At 57.5% G+C, this 19,716-nt stretch carries 13 protein-coding genes; 6 read left to right on the top strand and 7 right to left on the bottom strand.

Annotation, left to right across the window (positions count from 1 at the left end; genetic code table 11):
* The first annotated feature begins 64 nt into the window (after window positions 1-64).
* Complete coding sequence (locus tag ON16_RS05275; protein WP_040660115.1) at window positions 65-1,453, top strand: MATE family efflux transporter; 1,389 nt, start codon at window positions 65-67, stop codon at window positions 1,451-1,453.
* 6 nt (window positions 1,454-1,459) lie between these two features.
* Window positions 1,460-2,284: a putative RNA methyltransferase gene (locus tag ON16_RS05270; protein WP_040660114.1), complete on the top strand. Its 825-nt coding sequence runs from the start codon at window positions 1,460-1,462 to the stop codon at window positions 2,282-2,284.
* 50 nt (window positions 2,285-2,334) lie between these two features.
* Here ON16_RS05270 and ON16_RS05265 read toward each other — a convergent pair whose 3' ends face one another.
* From ON16_RS05265 to ON16_RS05235, 7 genes are all read right to left on the bottom strand, one after another.
* Window positions 2,335-3,042 carry a PilZ domain-containing protein gene (locus tag ON16_RS05265; RefSeq protein WP_040660112.1) on the bottom strand — a complete coding sequence of 236 codons (708 nt, stop codon included), beginning with the start codon at window positions 3,040-3,042 and terminating at the stop codon, window positions 2,335-2,337.
* A 198-nt stretch (window positions 3,043-3,240) separates the two neighbouring features.
* Complete coding sequence (locus ON16_RS05260) at window positions 3,241-3,957, bottom strand: PilZ domain-containing protein (protein ID WP_040660110.1); 717 nt, start codon at window positions 3,955-3,957, stop codon at window positions 3,241-3,243.
* A gap of 26 nt (window positions 3,958-3,983) precedes the next feature.
* Window positions 3,984-7,307: an S-layer homology domain-containing protein gene (locus ON16_RS05255; RefSeq protein ID WP_051131552.1), complete on the bottom strand. Its 3,324-nt coding sequence runs from the start codon at window positions 7,305-7,307 to the stop codon at window positions 3,984-3,986.
* A 35-nt stretch (window positions 7,308-7,342) separates the two neighbouring features.
* The gene (locus tag ON16_RS05250; RefSeq protein WP_051131551.1) at window positions 7,343-12,190 is read right to left on the bottom strand and encodes an S-layer homology domain-containing protein; all 4,848 of its coding nucleotides are present in this window, start codon (window positions 12,188-12,190) and stop codon (window positions 7,343-7,345) included.
* 54 nt (window positions 12,191-12,244) lie between these two features.
* Window positions 12,245-12,844, bottom strand: a complete 600-nt coding sequence (locus tag ON16_RS05245; protein WP_040660108.1) for a PilZ domain-containing protein — start codon at window positions 12,842-12,844, stop codon at window positions 12,245-12,247.
* Between the two features lie 3 nt (window positions 12,845-12,847).
* Window positions 12,848-13,177, bottom strand: coding sequence for an EscU/YscU/HrcU family type III secretion system export apparatus switch protein (locus ON16_RS05240; RefSeq protein WP_040660106.1), 330 nt, complete (start codon window positions 13,175-13,177; stop codon window positions 12,848-12,850).
* Window positions 13,164-14,624: a hypothetical protein gene (locus tag ON16_RS05235; RefSeq protein WP_051131550.1), complete on the bottom strand. Its 1,461-nt coding sequence runs from the start codon at window positions 14,622-14,624 to the stop codon at window positions 13,164-13,166. The genes ON16_RS05240 and ON16_RS05235 overlap by 14 nt, the downstream gene beginning before the upstream one ends.
* Before the next feature lie 265 nt (window positions 14,625-14,889).
* Here ON16_RS05235 and ON16_RS05230 point away from each other — a divergent pair, with 265 nt between their 5' ends.
* The 4 genes from ON16_RS05230 to cheB are packed head-to-tail and all read left to right on the top strand — an operon-like array spanning window position 14,890 to window position 19,478.
* Entirely contained in the window at window positions 14,890-17,016 is a 2,127-nt protein-coding gene (locus ON16_RS05230) for a chemotaxis protein CheA (protein WP_040660104.1), read from the top strand.
* Between the two features lie 35 nt (window positions 17,017-17,051).
* Window positions 17,052-17,519 (top strand): chemotaxis protein CheW, encoded by a 468-nt coding sequence (locus tag ON16_RS05225; protein ID WP_040660101.1) that lies wholly within the window; start codon window positions 17,052-17,054, stop codon window positions 17,517-17,519.
* Between the two features lie 2 nt (window positions 17,520-17,521).
* Entirely contained in the window at window positions 17,522-18,370 is an 849-nt protein-coding gene (locus ON16_RS05220) for a CheR family methyltransferase (RefSeq protein WP_051131549.1), read from the top strand.
* 55 nt (window positions 18,371-18,425) lie between these two features.
* The gene (gene cheB, locus ON16_RS05215) at window positions 18,426-19,478 is read left to right on the top strand and encodes a chemotaxis-specific protein-glutamate methyltransferase CheB (protein WP_040660099.1); all 1,053 of its coding nucleotides are present in this window, start codon (window positions 18,426-18,428) and stop codon (window positions 19,476-19,478) included.
* Window positions 19,479-19,716: the final 238 nt, after the last annotated feature.

Here is a 19,716-nt window from a genome sequence, read left to right as displayed (position 1 = left end):
ATTCCTCGCTTTGCCCAACGGCTAAGGCGTACTTGAAATCTTTAGAAATTTGTTTGAGGTAACTATGTTTTCCGTACTTCGTCAAAAGCCCGGCTTTTACAGTCGGTTATGGAGGCTGGCGCTTCCCATTATCCTGCAAAATCTAATTACCACATCCTTGGGATTTGTGGATACCTTCATGGTGGGCCTTCTGGGCAACGAAGAGCTTTCCGCTGTCACCGCCGCAAACACGCCCATCTTTTTGGTGCAGGTCATCATTTTCGGCCTGATGAGCGGGCTGACTGTGCTGGTGTGCCAATACTGGGGAAAAGGGGACGCGGCCTCCATCAACCGCGTGATGGGCGTTGCCATGTACGTCGGGATCGCCATTTCCGGCGTTGCGGCATTGCTTCTGTTTCTGTTCCCGGAGGGCGTGATGGCCCTTGTCACCAACAACGCGCAGCTCATCGAACTGGGGGCACCCTATGTCCGCATTGTGGGCGTGTCCTATGTGTTCAACGCCGTCAGCTCCGTGTATGTGAGTATGCAGCGGAGCACGGAGAATCCCGGCTTTGGCATGCTGGTGTTCGCAACGTCCATGCTGTTGAACACGTTTTTGAACTACTGCCTGATTTTCGGCAATTTTGGCGCGCCCCGGCTGGGAATTACCGGTGCGGCGGCGGCAACGCTGGCCTCCCGCGTGGTGGAATTTATCATCGTTCTGGTGTACGCCATTTGCAACAAGCGGGTCCCGCTGATTCCAAAGGCGCTGTTTTGCCCCGGGCGGGCAATGCTGAAAAGCGCGGCGGTCTATGCCGGGCCGGTGATTTTGAATGAGACGCTGTGGGGGCTTGGCACCACGGTGATGACCGCCATCATGGGCCACATGGTCATCAGTGCAGACATGCTGGCGGCTTACGCGATCATGGGCAACATTGATAAATTCTCCACAGTGGCCTGCTTCGGCGTGGCGGGAGCCACTGCCGTCATCGTGGGCAAGCGGATCGGGGAGCGGGCGGACAAGGAGGAAGTCTATAACCTGAGCTGCTGCCTGCTGCTGGTGTCCTTCCTGCTGGGCGCGGTAATCGCGCTGGCATTGCTTATTGTATTGCCCACGGTGTTTATCCCGTACCTCTACCCGCTGTTCAGCCTGACGGAGAAAGCCACAGAAGTGGCAGTGACCATGTGTGTGGTCTATATTGTGATGATGCCGCTGAAATCCTATGATATCTCGAACATCACCGGTGTGCTTCGGGCGGGCGGCGACGCGCGGATGGCGGCGATTTTGGATCTTTGTCCGCTGTGGCTGGTGTCGGTGCCGCTGACGGCGCTGACGGGACTGGTGCTGGATGCGCCCATTTGGCTGGTGTGCTTTGGCATCTACTCGGAGAACACCTGCAAAATGCCGCTGGGCATTATCCGGCTGCACAGCCGGAAGTGGATCAATGACGTGACGATCCATGAGGGGGAGTGAGTACGCGTGACCAGTTTGTTTCGCTGTCCTCTGTGCGGCGGGCCTCTGGAGCGGATGGAGCGAACCTACGCCTGCTCCGCCGGACATAGCTTTGACATTGCCAGAGAGGGTTATACTTATCTGCTGCCGGTGAACCAAAAGCACTCCGCCGCGCCCGGCGATGACCCCGGCATGGCGGCCGCCCGGCGGGACTTTCTCTCCAAGGACTATTACCGCCCGCTGCTGGACGCGTTGTGCGATCTGGCACTCTCCCACACGGGGGCAGAGCCAACGCTGCTGGATGTGGGCTGTGGAGAGGGATACTACACCGCAGGGATCTATCAGGCCCTCTGCGCGGCGGGAAAGCGCCCCCGCATGGCGGGGACGGATATCTCCAAATCCATTCTGCGCTTGGCGGCAAAGCGGGAAAAGAGCGTGGAGTTTGCCGTGGCGTCCTCCTTCCGCCTGCCGTTGGCGGATGGGTCCGTGGAATTGCTGCTGGACTGCTTTTCCCCGCTGGCAATTGAAGAATTCCGGCGGGTGCTTCGCCCCGGCGGCACGTTCCTCTATGTGGTTCCTTCGGCGGAGCATCTGTGGGAACTGAAAGAGGTTCTTTACGACACGCCCTATCCCAACGAGGAACATCAAACGCCCTATGAGGGCTTTGCCTATGAGACTGTGGCGGCCGTGGAAGGGCGCATCGAGCTTTGTTCTCAGGAGGAGATTCACGCTCTGTTTCAGATGACGCCCTATTACTGGAAGACGCCGAAGGCGGGATCGGAGCGGCTGGCGGCATTGGATCGACTTAGTGTCCGCATTGGGTTTCATATCCATGTGTTTCGCGCTGAATAAAATGGTTAAAAAAATCGCTGCCCGATGGGCAGCGATTTTTGATAGGTAGGTTACATCCGGCCCAAACTGGCGCGCTGCAGGCTGAACATCGCGGCACACAGCCGCCGCTCCTCCTGCTCGGGAACGGCGTGGAACGCACAGCCGCAGCGATAAGTCCCGTCTTCGGCGGCGACCCACCGAACCTGAAGAGGCAGGGCAAAGGGCTGCGGGTCGTGATGCAGCCGCAGCCCCGTCACCGCCAGAAGATCATTCTGCCGGAAAGGATGGCTGGATGAAATCTGCAACCCGCCCATGCCAACGTCCAGCACTTCACACTGATCATAGTCCTGAGAGTAGTAGGCAGAAGTCAGGATTTCGCCGTTTTCCGGCAGGCCCAGCAGATTTCGCACAACGGCGGACAGAGAGACTCTTTGGCGAAAACTGGCCCGCTGTTCGTCCCGCAGGCGGGTCAATTCGTCCATTTTCCAAAATTCATAGGTGCTGCCCCGGACGCGCCCGGTCCAAACGGGAGTGGGCTGACTGGGTGTGCGAAATACCAGCTTATAGCGGTTGTTATAGATCACGGAGGGCGCGTCGCTGTCCAGCGTGGGGAACAGGCGGAACGAGTCTCCGTCGTAATCCTTTACATCTGCCAAGAAAATGGGCCGGTCGTCCAGCCCGCGTACCTCGCAGTGATAGCGCGCGGCCCGTTCAAACTCGTTCTGCGGCTCCGGCTCCTCTGTGATCTGGGAGACGCTTTTTTTGAAAAAATGGAACATACGACGGCCACTCCTCTCCGATGCTGCACCCTCAAAATAAGTCTTTATTGAAATTTTATCATGGGATTTGCAAAAATACAATGGTCCCGGCGGGTATATTATGACTACATATTTACAAAAACTGAATTTTTATAAAATAGGAAACCGCAGCGGCAGGATACTCACTCCTGCCGCTGCGGTTTTTTAAAGGGATGGCCGTCAATTTTTGTGGCTGGCGAGATCCAGCCGCTGAAGCTCCAGAATGGCAGCGCACAGCCGATCCTCGTCCCGAATGCTCATGGACTCAAAGGAACAGCCCAGCCGCGTTTCCACAGTGCTAATTGGCGCGCTCCATCGGACCTGAACGGTGAACACAAAGGGCTGGGACTGGGACTGGTCCAGCCAGAGATTCATCAAAAGCAGGTGATCGCCGGGCTGATAGACATCCTGTCCCCGGAGCTGAATGCCGCCCAAGCTCACGTCTACAACCTTGCACAGACGGGCAAAATACTCATCTTTTCCCCGGGGGCTGCCGGGATACAGTGCGTTGATGCAAAGGGCGTTTGCCCGCAGAGAGACAGGCTGGCGGAAGTTAACGCGCTGTTCCTTGCGGTGGCAGCTGACAAGACGATTCAGCTTCCAAAAGGAGCGGGAGCTGCCGCAGATATTTCCCATCCATACCAAGGCCGGCTTTCGGGGAATGTGCAGGATCAGCTTGAATTCATCGTTGTAGATGACGGGGGGAGCCTCCCGTCCTCCGGCGGGCCAGACGCTCAGCGAACTGCCGTCAAAGTCCTGCACACGGCCCAAAAAAATGAGCGTGTTGTCGGGCTTGCGTACCTCGCAAAGATGGCCCACGGCCCCCCGCAGTTCCTTCAGATGAGATTGGGAGAGGGGTTCGGGACTCCCTTTTGCGCCTGTGGTTGCGAACGCCATAGCTTGCAGCTCCTTTTGAAATGAGATTACAAAGTGATTGCACGGCAGAGGATCACAGCCATCTGCGCGCGGGTAAGGGGAGCTTGGGGATTCAATCTTCCGCTGCTGTCGCCCTGAAAAACGCCAAGACGCACCATAGAGGCCAGATCATTCACCGCATAGTCGGAGACAGCGGCGCTGTCGGAAAAGGCGGAGAGCTCGGACCGGCTTCCCGTGGAGATGGTCCAGCCGTCAGCCCGCATGGCGCGGGCCAAAAACACGGCCGCCTGCTGGCGGGAGAGGGGGCGGGTGGGGTAGAAGTTGGAGCCGCTGCCCTGCGCGATGCCCAGCGCCTGCGCAATCTTCACCGCGTCGGCATACACACTTCCAGCCGGTACGTCGGCAAAGCCTGCGCCGCCCGAGGCACTGAAATGAAATGCCCGATTCAGCATCAGCATAAAGCTGCCCCGGGTGATGGATGCGCCAGGGGAAAATCCGCCGTTTCCTGTGCCGTAAACCACACCGTTGGCGTACAGGTATTCCACAGACGGGCTGGCCCAGCTGTAATTTGCCATGTCAGTGAAAGAGCTGGTTTTCGTGTCGGCCGTGACCGTGACGACGACGGAGCCGGAATAGGTGGCGCCGCCGCTGTCCCGCCCAGTGTAAGCAAAGGTTGCGGTCCCGGAATAGCCAGCGGCAGGGACAAAAGAGACGTTGGACACCAGCGGGACGGAACTGGCGGAATAGGCCGTCCCGGAAACCACGGCGGTTCCCGGCTCGCTGGCTGAGAGATATTGATACCGCAGCTGGCCTGCGCTGGAAGAGGGCTGGGAGAAGGATGCGCTGACAAATGTACCTGCGCCCCGTGCGCTGCAAGCGTTTTGAAACGCGCTGAGGAGGAAGGGCACATTCTTCCCGGCGGCCACAGTATAGTAGATAATGCCTGCGGAGGCCGCGGCTTTCACAGTGATTGCAACCGTACCGGTAAAGCGCTGGCCGCTGGTGTCGTATCCGGTAAAGCTGATGCGCACCGTGCCGGTATAGCCAGAGGCCGGAACAAAGGTGATGTTACTTAAATACGGCGAAGAGGAGCGGTAATAGCTGGTGGAGGAGGACGCCGTGCTGCCGGTGCTACTGGAAGAGCTGTAATTATACCGCAGCGTTCCATAAGAGGACGAGGGCAGAGTGAAGCGCACGTAGTTCAGATGCCGATCCGTCACATTCTTGCAGAGGGCATCAAAATCGTCCGTGTTGAAATTCACCGGGGTATCCTGTGCGGTGGAATAGGTGATATCGCCGGAGCTGGTGCCCTGAACCGTGATCCGAACCGTTCCGGTGAAGCGCTGACCACTGGTGGAGTACCCGGTGAAGCTGATGTCCACCGTGCCGGTATAGCCGGAGGCGGGGACGAAGTACACATTGTCCAGATACGGGGAGGAAGAACGGTAATAGCTGGTGGAAGAGGAAATCGCGCTGCCGTTGCTGCTGTTATAGCGCAGGGTTCCGTAGGAAGACGAGGGCAGGATAAAGCGGACATAGTTCAGACGCTCATTCGTCTGGTTATCGCAGTAATCATTAAAATCGTCCACGTCCAGCCGCACGGCGGTGTTCTGCTTGGTAGAGTAGGTCAGCCTGCCGGAAGAAGACGAATTCGTCACCTCGATGGTGACGGTGCCGGTGAAGCGCTGGTTGTTGGTGCCGTATCCGGTGAAGGCCACGTCCGCCGTCCCGGTCCAGCCGGAGGCAGGGACAAAGGACACGTTGTCCAGATACGGGGAGGACGAGCGGTAATAGTTGGTCCCGGAAGAGACTTTGCTTCCATAACTGTTGGAGGATGTGTAGTTGTAGTAAAGCGTTCCGATGGAGGACGAGGGCAGGGTGAAGCGGACATACCGCAGATGAACGTCCAGCACGTCCTCGCACAGATCGTCAAAGTCGTCCACATCGAACTCCGCCTCCCGGTTTTTCGAGGTGGAGTAGTGGATGTTTCCCTTGCCGCCCGCGCCGCTGGAAACCACGATGGAGACGGAGCCGCTGAAGGAGTTGTTGTTGGTGTCCCGGCCGGTGTAAGAAATGGTGACGGTGCCGGAGTATCCGTCCGCCGCCACAAAGGTCACGTCGGAGAGCAGAGGGGTCTTGCTGCGGTAATACGCTGTGCCGGAGGCCACCTTGTTGTCCAGATCGTTGCCGGTGTACTTATAAAACAGCGTTCCCTTAGAGGACGAGGGCAGGGAGAACGTGACATATTGCAGTTCATGGCCGGTTCGGGACTGGCACACGGCGGAAAAGTCACTTTCGATAAAGTCTACCCGGCCGCGGCCCACGGTGGAATAGCTGATGCCGGTGGTGGCGGCAACAGAGACGGCAATGTCCCCTTGAAAGGAGTTGCCGGAGCTGTCGTACCCGATATAGCGGATGGTGGCAGAGCCGGAAAAGTCCGTCTTCGGCACAAAGGTTACGTCGGAAAGCACCCGGTTTCCGCTGCCATAATAGTAGTAATTCTCGTTGGTACCCACACCCGATCCCGGCTCGCTTTCAGAGGTGTACCCGTAGTACAGCGTTCCGGCGGAGGTGGGGACGGAAAGGCTGGTGGCATAGCTGAGGGGGGCGTTCAAAACCCGGCGGCACTGGGCGTCGATCTGCCCGAGGATGGAGGAAAAGGGCAAAGGGGCGTCGGCGGTGGCGCTGGCGGTGATGGTGGTGGCCAGAACCTCGTTGACCGTGACCGTGCTCTCGGCGGAATAGGCGCCCGCCGTGGCGGTGATGAAGGTGGTTCCGGCGCTGGCGGCGGTCACCAGACCGCCGGAGGAGACGGTGGCAACATACTCGTTGTTGCATTTCCATGTCACGGTTTCGTCGCTGCCGGAAGGCACATAGAGCTTGGCGGTGATCTGCTGAGTTTCCCTTGTTTTCAGAGAAAAGGAGGAGGGACTCAGTGTGATGCCGGGAAGCAGCACATCGCGGGAGGCGGTAAATGCCGGGCTGGTGACGGTGGAACCGTCAGCCAGAGTTGCGGCGGCGGTCACGGAGACGGAGATTTTGGTGCGCCCCGGCGTGCCGCCCCGGACGATGGACACCGTGCTGTCCGATCCGCTCACCGTGGCCACGGCGGTGTTGCCGCTGGACCATTCATAGGTGTAGGTGGGGGTCACATTTTCCGGTACACCGGATATCGTAGCGGACAGGGTGAGATTGTTGTCGTTCAAAATCATCTCTGCGTTGCTGCCAAGACTGACGGAGAGTTTGGAAAAATCGGGGACGGGACTGCCGCCCGCCTCGCCCTCCGCCGCCACAGCGGGGAGAGCGAGGGAGACGCACAAAATCATGGATAAAAGCAGGGAAAGAGCCCTGCGTGAAAATGTTTTTTTCATATCGTACTCCTTTGCAGATGATACGGAAGAAGCTGTCAGCGGCCGTCCCAGTCCTTGGCGACAACAAATTCGGGCGTATAGGTGCCGTCGCCATTGGCAGCATATTTCAGTTGGATGTTCAGAGGAACGGTATGCACGTTGCCGCTCTTATCGCCAACATTGGTTTCCGCCACGATGTAGGAGCCGTTTCGCCCTGCGGTGATATCGAACGTCGCGGAAGCGATGGCGCTGGTTCCGGTACCGGGGGAATAGCTGATGCCTCCGTAAGTAGCAAAGGCCAGTGAAGCAGAGTAGACATTGGAAGAGGAACCGGCCGAGGAGACGATGGGTATAACGGTTTGGTTCACGCCTGATTTTTCCACCCAGTATAGCGGCTCGTCAAACTGAATGGTCAGCGTTCCCTTGCAGATGCCGGTCAGGGAGGTAATGGGCGTGGTATTCGTCATGACAAAGTTGCACGCGGTGATCATGGGGGGTGTGGCGTCCATATTGAACACGGGACGAATGGCCCGGAACGCATCGCCGGAATTGGCGGTGCTCTTGCCCACGGCCAGGAAGGTATACCATGTCGTGCCCACCATGGCGGAGGCGCAGTTAATGGTTTTGGAGCTGTTGGCGGGAATTTCCGCAGCCGTACCGCTCATAACCACGTCGCCGCTGGTGGTGGTTTGGGAGCGGATAAATTCCGCGAAATCGTCCTTGGCGTCCTGCGTGGCATACCGGTCGAACACGGAACCGATCAATTTACCGTCCTTGTAGGCGCTGTTGCTCATCGCGTCCAGCACGGTGTAAACGCCGCCGGTGCCGGTGCCGGAACCATAGGTCCCGCCGGACTGGAAAAGCGGCTTGTCCGCGTCCAGAACGTAATTGGCCATGGGGTGGCGAAGATTGCCCGGCTCGTTGCCGTTGACCGCCAGCAGATAGTCCACATCCGAAGTGGCGTCCACTTTGATCGTAACGCTGGGGTTGCTGACCGTCAGCTCAATGATGGGGCGGGAGACTTCGGTGGTTTTAAAGCCGAAGACGTAGGGATTTGCGGAGTAGATCGTGGAAGAACTGCCCTGCAAAACGAAGTAGGCCACGTATTTTGTCTCCGGGTTCAGCCCCTTCATAGGAATGGACACATTGCTGCCGTAATAAGAAAGGCTGCCCTTGATAATAGAGGGGTCGTTATAGGGCGGCGTCATGATATTGCCGCTGGTGGGAACGGAGGACAGCACCGGGTCGTCGGCGCTGGTTGTTGTGGGGAGAAATTCCCAGTTGGCGGCGGTGAGGGAGGTGCTGCCGCTCAGATCCTTCGTGAGCTTGGTGGTAATGGTGGCTACGGGAGCGATCACATAATAAATTTTTCCCGTGGTGCGGGTGAGCTGAACGTTGATGGAACCGCTCACATCGCTGGCGTCAAATTTGGGATATCCCAGCTCAAATTCCGGGATCATCGTGTCGCTGAATGTGTGCTTGAGCGTGTAGTTGGTGGGACTGCCCACCTGCACCATCCCGTCTTTGACGGCCTCGGTGAGCGCATCGTCCTCAATGTTGCTGACGGCCAAATTGTGCAGAGCGCTTAAACTGGACCCGGCCACGGCCTGTACCTGCATCTCAACCTTCCCGCTCCAAGTCTCCCGGGTATTCACGTTTTTGATGGAGGTAAAGCGGATGCCGTAATACCGGGGGGAGGTCACATCTTTGAGAAGCTCCGCATTGGTGGAAGAACTGGTGTTTCCCTCCCGGAAGTTCCGGGTGTAACTGGTGCCGTACAGCGTCCCATTGGTGGAGTTGATTTCGGCGACAGTGTCGAATTTTTTCCATGCCCCGTCGCCCACCTTTTGGTAAAGCTCAAACTTGGCGGGGATGTTCATGCGGAACAGCAAATCCCAGTACACGCCCTCTCCCGCGTTGCCGGTGGAGACGGGGACGGCGCGGAACGACATGTCAAAGTTCACCGCCGCACCATCCACCGTGGCGGAAGCATCCGTACTGGAGAACTGAATCTGGGCAAAGACGGTGGTGAATGTCGGCAGGGTGGTGGGATTGGGCTTGATGATGTTCTTATTGGTGGAGGTATCCGCAATGTTTTGAATCTTGAAAAAGTATTTTGCGCCGCTTTTCAGCTTCAAGGCTTCATTTGCCTTGAAGGTGACAACAATTTTGCCCTCTTCGGCGGTAACGGTGGCGTAGCGGTAGTCGATCACCCAGTTGGATACGCTGTCGCTGCTCCGGTCTACCACCAGAGCCGCCGGGGTTACGTCGGCGGAGTAGAGCTGGATATCGTCCCGCAAAATCCCGGTCAGCGTCTCGGCGGCGGAGTCGCGCTCTGCCTGCGTGAGCGTGGTATCCTTGGACTTTTGATAAAGGGCCAGCAGCTGCTGGTTGGTATTGGAATCCTGAATGCTCTCACTGAACACGAGGCGGACATCGGTGTCCGCCAGAGGAGAGGTGCCCGCCGTGTCGTTGGTGCGGGTGAACTCCTGTGTGATGGTGGGCGGGTTGGTATCCAGCGTATGGACGGTCAGCTTGCCAACGGGGGTGGAGTAGTTCCCCGCCTTGTCCTGCGCCACATAATACACGTCGTAGGCCGTCTCTGAGGTGAGGCCGGAGAGATTGATGGCGGCGTCTTTGTTGGCTGTTGCGCTGACCTTGCCGGATTTCAGCGCGTTCATGCCGTTGGCCACCTGCAATTTTGCCGCGTCGCTGGTCAGCTCCGGCTTTGTGGTCTGGCCGTTCATGGGCTTGGGGTATTCTTCCCCCTCTTTGACCACAACCCAGTAAATGGTGCCGGCCTCGTTCAGTGTGGCGTTCATTCCCACGGATGTTTCTTTAATCGAGTTGACCGTGGGGCCGGAGAGGAAGATGGGGGGCGTTCCGTCGATGGTGGAAAAGGAAACCTTTTTCACGGCGGAGCTGTGGGAGCCGTCCACATCGGTGAGCCAGAGGTACAGATCGTAGCTGCCCAGCTCTTCCAGCGCGTTCTGATTGACGCGGAAGGTGTCGGTCACGTTTTTCGTCACGTCCCGGGAGCCAAAGCCCAGATTGCCGGATACGGCGTTGGCCTTGAAGTCCTGCGCGGTGGGAGCAGTGGCGTTTTTGGGCAGCAGCGCGTAATAAAGGCGGCAGGTCTTGGTGGGCATCACGGTGACGTCGCCGGAATTGCTGGTGATCTTGGACATGTAAGGGAAGCCGGTGGCAAAGTTGGGCGTGGTGTTGTCCGGGGTGCTGAAAGAAATCGTTTTGACCGGGCTGCGCTGATCCCGGGCGTCCACCAGCACGGCGGAGAAATAGAAGGACCCGCCGGAGGTGAGGCCGGAAATTGCGGCGTTATAGTCCGTGCTGGATGCGGCGGCTTTCAAATTGCCGCTTTTCAAAATTCTGGCGTTGTTGCTGGGCTTCAGCAAGTCCGCTTCACCCACGGACCCGTCGGTTACGGAGGTGACGGCCCAATAGAGCGTGCCGGATTTGTTGGTGCGCATCAGACCCTTGGCGGAGGTGGGGGCCAGATCGGTGACCTTGGGGTAACCGGCCAGCAGCCGGGGGTCGGCGGAGGACTCGGCCGCCAGCGTGGTGTCCATCACCTGACCGTTGATGTTGGCGTTAACGCCGGGACGGATCACAATGGTGTCGGGCAGCACGGTGGAGGTGGTCCCGGCGGTGTTCACGTTCATCTTGTCCACATCGCCCTTGCCGGTGACCTTGGTGCCGGTATCCAGATTCAGCGTTTCAACCACCGCGCCCGTCAGGACGGAAACGGTGGACCCGCTGGCCGCCTCGTCCACAGTCAGAGAGTGGACAGAGCCTTTGGCCACGGTGACGGTGGAATTGGGAGAGACAGTGACGACCTCTTTCAGGTTTCCGGCCACGGAGAGCGTGGTCCCGGCCTCTCCTTCAACCTTAATGCTGGTAAAACCATAGCCGTCGGCGGTGGTGTCTTCCACGTAGGAGGGGGTGCGGATGGAGGTGTTGCCGATTTTGGTGCTGCCCTCCGCCCGGATAGAAACCACATTGTTGGCCAAGTTGTCTAAAATGAGGGTGGGCGCGGTAACGCCCCGGAGGATCACACTATTTTTGCCCTTTTCGCTCTCACCCGCGCCGCAAACAACGATTTTGCCCAGCACGTTCACGTTTTCCAGCGTCACATCACCCAGACCCAGACCGCCGGTGATATACAGGTTTCCGGCAATGGTGGTGTCCCGCAGCGTCACGCCGGAGGTGGAGATTGTGACATTGCCGTACACACCGCCCAGCGTCTGCGTGCCGGATTTGTTGACGGGGGTGCCGATGGCTTTCACCAGAAGAACGGCCATCTGTCCGCGGGTGATGCTCTGCTTGGGCTTAAAGGACCCGTCGCCATAGCCGCTGACGATGCCCTCGGTTATGGCGCTGCGGATGAGCCCGCGGCTGTAATTGGACAGATTGTTGCTGTCGGTGAAGTCGAGGCTTGCTCCGGGTTCATCGTCCAGCACCAGGTTGCGCGCCAGCAGCACCGCGGCCTGCTCTCGGGTGACGGAGTTTTTGGGAGCGGCGGTGGTTTTGCTGGTTCCGTTAAAGTAACCGGTTGTGTAACCGATATTGATGTCGTCATAGTACCAGTCGGAAGCCTTCACGTCCTTAAACGGAATGGCGGCGCTGGTATCATCGTATCCGAAAGCCCGGTTTACCAGCACCACGAACTCTCCGCGGGTCAGCGTCCGGTCGGGATGGAGGTTGCCGGAGGAATCGCCCCGCATGACCCCCCAGCTCACCAGTTTTTCAAGATAGGGTTCCATCCAGTCCGCCGCGGAGGCGGGGGCGATTGACGCAGACAGCACAGACAGCGCCATAACCAAAGAGAGCATGGCGGACAGCAGCCGCGTTCCAATGCGGTGCAGACGGGTTCCGTTCATTTTCATAGTGAGGCTTTCCTTTCTGATCTCAAGTGCGTTTTATCTCTATGGAGGGCGGCGTTATTTCCGCGCGCCTCGATTTGCAATCTGCTGGGAAAAAACAGCCTCCCGCACGATGACTTCCTCATCGTGGATCAGACCTAAAAACTTGGCGGAGTAAAGGGGAATGTTGGAGTTGGAGGGCCGCAGGCGCAGAATCCGCGCCCGCAAAATCACCGGCTGAGAGGTGATGGGGATCACCAGCTCCACCTCCTCCGCGATGCGGAGCTGGAAGTAGCAGAAAAAGGCGATGCCGCCGCAGCTCAAATCGTGGCAGATGATGGGAACGCGTCCGGTCCAAGAGCCGGAGACGGGATAGAGAAAGCTGTCAAACCGAGCGGGAACCCGCAGATTCTGCCGCAGAGATTCCCCCAAGAGGTTCACCGGCTCCACCTTGATCATATTGACATGATCGCTGGAGAGAATGCGGCCGGTCATATCCGGATGATCCGCGTTCAAGGAAATCAGGTTGATGATTTCATGCTCCAAAACCTGCTCCAAATCATCATCCAGAATTTGAATGTTCCAAATTTTGCTGTTTGGCGGTGTTTCCAGAATGGCGCGGGCCAGCGGTTCGTTCTGGCTGTCAGAGATCATGTAGCGGTATCGGTAACCGGGCATTGGTCACTCCCCCTTTTGTGGAATGGATGGCGGCGTATGCGGCCGTCTCGGTTGATCGGGATGGGCGGGGTCAAACTCCAGAAAATACACGTAAATGTCCACGATGGCCTGATAAAGGGACGGAGGAATCTCCTGCCCCAGCTCCAACTGGGAGAGCATGGTGGCCAGCGAATTGTCCTCATAGACGGGAACGCCGCTGTCCGCGGCCACTTCCACAATTTTTTCCGCCAGATATCCCATGCCGGAGGCCACCACCACCGGCGCGGAATTGCTCCCATATTGGAGGGCGACGGCCCGCCCGGCGGACGCTCTTTTATTCTCAGGCTCTGACATTAATACTGTCCTTTCCATCAAAGATTTTAGGAAAAATTTCGGAAACCGTCAAGGACTTGGTCATTTTTTTCACGTCCACGGACCCAATGCTCAGTCCGTTATCCGACAAAATTGCCGTCAGGGACCCGCGGATGATCTCGGAGAACGGGGCCACGGATTCAGGGCACCGCACCGCCAGATCCACAGAGTTTGCGCGGCTGGTGACCACGATATCAAAAAGCCCCAAAGACTGGATATCGGCCTTCAGCAAAAAGCGGAGAGTGCGCTCCCCGTCCCGCTGGATAAAGGGCTGATCGGTGTCCTTGTCCGCATCCGGATCTACCCACATCTCAGAATACATCATTCTTCCATTCCATACAAGCGGAAGAATATAATGGTTGACGGTCATATACACACTTTCATTCACCAGCATGGAGGAAACCATGGCCTGAAACTGGGCCTGCGCCTCTGTTCCGGCGGCGCCCCGCAGAGCCAAATCCGCGGCGGACGCCAACTGATCGGCAAAGACGTTGGTGCGTCCCACCCGCTCAAAGGGAGTGCTCTTGAGCAACTGAAGAAGAACCGCGTCCCCCGCGCCCCGCAGATCGCCGCCCAGAGCGTCCCGCAGAGAGCCGTAGTTTAAAAGCTGGCGCAGGGCCTGCAAAACCCCTTCCTGCGATCCGTTTTCATACCGGGCGATATCCAGCGTCAGCATGGACAGGGCCGAGCGAACCCGGCCCATGTCGTGGGACCGGGAGACATAGTCCGAGAGGTAGGGAAGAATCTGCCCCTGAAGGAGCTTCAGCGCCCCGGCCCGGTCGCCGGCAGCCATCCGGTTTTGCAGCTGCCCCATAAAATCCGCCACCTGCGCGCCCCAGCTGCGGGGAAGGGAGGCGGTAATTCGGTTCAGACTGCGCAGAAGATTATCCTCGATGTGACCGGTGGAGGAATAATCGCTGTACTGCTTGAGGAATTGAAGGATATCGCTGCGCAGACTCTGCGAGTCGCTGGAGCGGTAGGCGTTGCGCAAAACACCGAACAGCGGCCCGCCGAAGCGGCTGCCGGAGGTGACCTGATCCTGGAGGAACTGCAAAAATTCCCCTTCGCTCATCTGGAGCATGTGCAGAATCTGGGAGAGGTCCCCCGCCGTTCCGGCCCGCAGACCGGAAGACACCACGGTTTGGGACCCGCCCATCAGGGAACGGAGCAGATCGGCCGAGACGCTGTCGCCGCTCTCTGTGACCCGCTGGAGGAAGGACTGGAAGTTGGAGTCGTACCGCAGAGGGAAGGAGCCGGAGTCCTCACCGGCGCTGTGCTGCTGGCCGCTGTTGGAATCCGGACGGTTGACCCGGCTCGGATTGGGAACGTTTTGAATGTTGGGATCATTGGCCGCGTTGGGAATCGCACGGCTGCTGGCAGCAGTATCATACCCGGGGACGGGATTGGTGACGTTCATAATTTCCGGCATAGACTCAGCTCCGTTTCATTATTTTGAAAATTTTGCACTTGCAAAATGATTTTAGAATCAATTCGTTGACGACGGGCGCGAAAAACATTATACTATGTAAAATACAGGAGAATTTAGCAACTCTTGGATACGGGGAAATCCGCTTTCGGAAATCTCATCCGAAGGTGTTAACTTTTTCCGTAAGCTGACGATATACAACATAAATACCGGATATTTTGGGCGGCCCCAACATTCTGCCCTGATAAAGAGAGAAAGGCGGCTTTTTATGGACAATAGTGGAAACGAAAGCATCCTGGACACATACCTGTACGAGACAAATACCCTGCTGGAGCAGTTAGACAGCATTGTCCTTGCGGCGGAACAGGCAGACACGTTCACGGAAAGCGACGTCAACGAAATTTTCCGCATCATGCATACCATTAAGGGCGCTTCCGCCATGATGGAGTATGAATCTTTGGCCACAGTGGCGCATCGGATTGAGGACATGTTCTTCATCATCCGCGAAAAGTCAATCGACGTGGTGCCGGACCCGGATCGGGCGCTGCTGTTCGATATGATGTTTATGGCAATCGACTTTTTCCGCGGCGAAGTGGAAAAGATCCAGAACGGTCAGCTTCTATCAAATGACATCGACAAACTATTGGGAAAAATTAATAGTCTGATCGCTAAAATTCAAGGCGACGCGGACAGCAGCGAACATGCGGATGCATCTACGCCTGCAAGCGTTGCCGCGCCCGCCGCCCCGGAGACGACGGAAGCGGGATTCCCATATGGACTGCGCGTCTTCTTTGACGAGGGCGTGGGGATGGAGAATCTGCGGGCGTTCATGCTGGTGACGGAGCTTCGCAGTATCTGCGGTGAGGAAAACTTCACATGTTCCCCTGAGGATGTGGAGTCCAATCCCGCCACGGCCGAGACAATTGTAGCGCAAGGCTTCGTGCTGTCTTTCAAAAAGGCGGTGGATCGCGCCGGAGCCATTCAGGTGGTGTCCGGGTCCGGTTCTGTCCGGGGGTATCAGGCATTTGATGGCCCCGCGACTGCGCACGAACAGGAGAAGGAATCCGAACCCGCCGCCGCGGCGGAGAAAAAAAGCCAGCCCGCCGCGAGGCAGAGCAGTGCAACCCCGCCCAAGCCCGCGCAGAAAACAACGACCGACAAGCGTGCGCCTGCCGCCGCTGACGCCCCCGCCGCCGGGCAGGGAATGGGAAATCATCCGAAAGAGAGCCTCATCAGCGTGAACCTCAGCAAGCTGAACCAGCTGATGGACGTGGTTGGCGAAATCGTAATTACAGAGTCTATGGTCACGGCGTCTCCCGATCTGAAGGGCATGAAACTGGATAACTTCACAAAGTCCGCCCGGCAGCTGCGCAAGCTCACGGATGAACTGCAGGACGTTTCCATGTCCCTGCGCATGGTGCCGGTGCTGGCCACCTTCCAGAAGATGCAGCGCATCGTTCGCGATATGGGCAAAAAGCTGGGTAAAAAGGTGCGGCTGACTCTTGTGGGCGAAGACACGGAAGTGGACAAGACCATTGTAGACGGCATCGGCGATCCGCTGATGCACATTGTCCGCAACTCCATGGACCATGGGATCGAGGAAACGGAAGAGGAGCGCATCGCCGCAGGCAAGGACCCGGAAGGCGAAATCATCCTCTCCGCCAGCCATACCGGCGGCGAAGTCATCATTCAGGTGAAGGACGACGGTCAGGGCGTGGACTATGACAAGGTGCTGAAAAAGGCCATCGACGCGGGGCTTGCCAATCCCGAGATCGAATACAGCCGCAAGGAAATCATCAACTTCCTGCTGATGCCGGGCTTTTCCACCAACACCGAGGTGACGGAATTTTCCGGCCGGGGCGTTGGCATGGATGTGGTCAAGAAAAACGTGGAGGAAGTGGGCGGCACCGTGGTGCTGACCAGCGAGCCGGGCAAGGGCATGACCACCACGCTGAAGATCCCCCTGACCATGGCGATTTTGGACGGGATGGAGGTTTCCGTCGGCTCCTCGATCTTCACAATTCCCATCAACAACGTCCGCCAGTCCTTCAAGATGAGCGACAGCGACATTATCCACGACGCCGCACGGGGCGAGATGGTAAAGGTCATGGACAATTTCTATTCCGTGATCCGCGTGAAGGACGCCTATGGGCTGGACAGCGGGTGCGATAAAATTGAAGACGGCATCCTGATGTGGGTGGAGTCCGGCGAGTGTACCTACTGCCTGTTTGTGGACGAGCTGATGGGCGAGCAGCAGGTGGTTGTGAAGCCTCTTCCCAATTATATCAATACTTTTAACATCAAGCAACACGGGATCACCGGCTGCACGATTTTGGGCGATGGCAACATCAGCGTGATTCTGGACGTGTCCAATCTCTACTCGGCCGTACAGTGAGCGCGGCGCGGAACAGAAAGAGAGGATCATGAGATATGGCGAATGCAACCATGAATTCGATGAACGACGGAACCTCCGCACGGGCACAAATGGAGGAGGAGCTTGAGCAGTTTCTGGTATTCCAGTGCGACGCGCTGCAGGTGGGCGTCCGGGTGGACTGCGTGGTGGAGACTCTGATTAACCAGAGCATCACCTCCCTTCCCATGCTGCCAAACTATGTCTGCGGCATCATCAACCTGCGCGGCGAGGTGGTTCCCGTCGTCAGCGTCCGTCTGCGGCTGGGCAAGCCCAGCGCAGAGGAAAAGTCCATCATCGTGCTGAATATCAGCGGCACGCAGCTGGGCATTTTGGTGGACAGAGTCGATCAGATGGTGAAGCTGCCACGCAGCTCCATCCTGCCCATGCCCTCCACCAACAGACAAAAGCTGATGTGCGGCATGAGTTCTCTGCCAAGCGGCGGAACCATGCTGGAGCTGGATAGCGCAGCCCTGCTGGAGAATTGAGTATGGGCGAAACGGAGCTGAAGAACGGCGAGTCCTCCTTTGCCCCACTGGCGATTACCGACAAGGACTTTCACCGTCTGGTGAATTTTATCCAGCAGCACTATGGGATCGACCTGAGCAAAAAGCAGCAGCTTATTTCCGGGCGGCTCTCCTATACGATTAAAAGCAAAGGTTACGACAGCTTTGGTCCCTTCATTGACCATCTGCTTCAGAAACAGGACCCGGCAGACGTGGAGCTGGTGCTCAATAAGCTGACTACCAACTATACGTTTTTTATGCGGGAGCAGGAACACTTCAATTTCTTCCGCAACACGATTCTGCCCGACATCGTTCAACGTCATCAGAAGGACAAGTCCCTGTCTATATGGAGCGCGGGCTGTGCTTCGGGCGAAGAGCCGTATACCATTTCCATGTACATCAAGGAGTTCCTTGGCCCCGAAGCCGGAAAGTGGGATACCCGGGTGCTGGCCACCGACATTTCCCAGCAGGCGCTGACCAAGGCGCAGACAGGAACGTATAACCTGCCGGACACCATTCCGCCCACATGGAAGTCCAAATTTTTTATACCCTCCGGCGCGGAGGGACAGTTTCAGGTGGCGCCTGTGATTCGGGACAACGTGATTTTTCGGACGTTCAACCTGATGGACCCCATCCGTTTTCGGTTGAAATTTGATGTGATTTTCTGCCGAAACGTGATGATCTATTTTAATCAGCAGACAAAGGACGAACTGGTCGCCCGCTTTTGCGAGGCGACGGAACCCGGCGGGTATCTTTTAATCGGCCATTCAGAGACGATGGGGCGCAACCCCGGATATCGTTATTTGGCACCCGCAACTTTCCAGAAGCGTTAGGAACTGCAAACGGTCCTGCGCACAGCGCCGTTTGCTGCGGGGAGGAGAAAAAGACATGGCATTGACTGGAAGAGTAATCCGTGTGCTGGTGGTGGACGATTCCGCCGTTGCGCGGAGTTACATTATCAGCGGCCTGTCCGCAAGGACGAGAATTGAGGTGGTGGGTTATGCCATTAATGCGGCGGACGCCCAACGCAAGGTACAGGAGCTTCGTCCGGATGTGATGACGCTGGATGTGGAAATGCCGGATATGAGCGGAATTGATCTTTTAAAAAAGATGCTGCCGGTGTATCAGGTCCCGGTGATTTTGGTGTCGTCGCTGAATCTGCGGGTGTTCGATGCACTGGGCGCCGGAGCGGTGGATTTTGTCCGCAAGCCCGACGGAAGCCAGAGCAAGGATGAGTTTATCACCACCCTCAGCCAGAAGATCGTGGTGGCCGCCTATGCCAAGGTCCGGCCCAGCGCGCCGGCCCGGGCGGCGCAGACCGTGGTAACGCCGGGAGCCGTTCCTCTGCTGGGACCGAAGCTGACGCTGGATCAGGCAGTGATCGGGCTGGGTGCTTCCACCGGCGGGACAGAGGCCACGCTGGAGGTGATGAAGCGCCTTCCGGCGGACATTCCGCCTATGGTAATCGTGCAGCACATGCCCGTCGGGTTTACCAAGATGTATGCCGAGCGGCTGGACCGCCTGTGCGCCATGGAGGTGCGGGAGGCGGTGGACGGCGACGAGCTGCACCGCGGCCTTGCGCTGGTGGCTCCCGCCGATTTCCAGTGCCGCGTGGTGCGGATTGGAAACCGGTATCGGGTGTCCTGCAAGCCGGGGGATAAGGTCAGCGGCCACCGTCCGTCGGTAGATGTACTGTTTCAGTCCATGGCGGACAGCGTGAAGGGCAAAATGGCGGGTGTTATTATGACCGGCATGGGCCACGACGGATCTGACGGGCTTTTGGCCATGCGCAAGGCCGGGGCTTATACCATCGGGCAGGATAAGGAGTCTTCGGTGGTATACGGAATGCCCATGGTGGCCTTTGATATCGGCGCAGTGCAGATTCAGGCGTCCTGCGAAAATATCGCCGGCGTGCTGCTGCGGTATTTGAAGAGCCTGTGAGCCAAGAGCAGAGGAATCCGCATTTGATACGAATCAGGAAGGAAGAGCCTCCGGCTATGCCGGAGGCTCTTCCTTTTATGCCGGAGAAGAAGGGCGGTTGGTAAATAAATGGATAAAATCAATGTTTTTTTGCAGTTTTCATCTTATGTTTTTTTGTGAGATGCCGAAATAAAAGGTAGATGAAAGTTATTATGCCGCCAAAAGGGCGGAATGCCTCGATAAAGGAACAAAAATATGA

The organism is Oscillibacter ruminantium GH1 (assembly GCF_000307265.1).
In the GTDB taxonomy this organism is placed as follows: domain Bacteria; phylum Bacillota; class Clostridia; order Oscillospirales; family Oscillospiraceae; genus Oscillibacter; species Oscillibacter ruminantium.
This window is presented reverse-complemented; position numbering and strand designations above follow the sequence as displayed.

What these genes read in the sequence shown, in the direction of transcription:
- ON16_RS05230 (WP_040660104.1), top strand. Translation starts at nt 14,890, where the DNA reads ATGGACAATAGTGGAAACGAAAGCATCCTGGACACATACCTGTACGAG.
- ON16_RS05240 (WP_040660106.1), bottom strand. Translation starts at nt 13,177, where the DNA reads ATGTCAGAGCCTGAGAATAAAAGAGCGTCCGCCGGGCGGGCCGTCGCC.
- ON16_RS05265 (WP_040660112.1), bottom strand. Translation starts at nt 3,042, where the DNA reads ATGTTCCATTTTTTCAAAAAAAGCGTCTCCCAGATCACAGAGGAGCCG.
- ON16_RS05250 (WP_051131551.1), bottom strand. Translation starts at nt 12,190, where the DNA reads ATGAAAATGAACGGAACCCGTCTGCACCGCATTGGAACGCGGCTGCTG.
- ON16_RS05255 (WP_051131552.1), bottom strand. Translation starts at nt 7,307, where the DNA reads ATGAAAAAAACATTTTCACGCAGGGCTCTTTCCCTGCTTTTATCCATG.
- ON16_RS05225 (WP_040660101.1), top strand. Translation starts at nt 17,052, where the DNA reads ATGGCGAATGCAACCATGAATTCGATGAACGACGGAACCTCCGCACGG.
- ON16_RS05245 (WP_040660108.1), bottom strand. Translation starts at nt 12,844, where the DNA reads ATGCCCGGTTACCGATACCGCTACATGATCTCTGACAGCCAGAACGAA.
- ON16_RS05260 (WP_040660110.1), bottom strand. Translation starts at nt 3,957, where the DNA reads ATGGCGTTCGCAACCACAGGCGCAAAAGGGAGTCCCGAACCCCTCTCC.
- ON16_RS05220 (WP_051131549.1), top strand. Translation starts at nt 17,522, where the DNA reads ATGGGCGAAACGGAGCTGAAGAACGGCGAGTCCTCCTTTGCCCCACTG.
- cheB (WP_040660099.1), top strand. Translation starts at nt 18,426, where the DNA reads ATGGCATTGACTGGAAGAGTAATCCGTGTGCTGGTGGTGGACGATTCC.
- ON16_RS05235 (WP_051131550.1), bottom strand. Translation starts at nt 14,624, where the DNA reads ATGCCGGAAATTATGAACGTCACCAATCCCGTCCCCGGGTATGATACT.
- ON16_RS05275 (WP_040660115.1), top strand. Translation starts at nt 65, where the DNA reads ATGTTTTCCGTACTTCGTCAAAAGCCCGGCTTTTACAGTCGGTTATGG.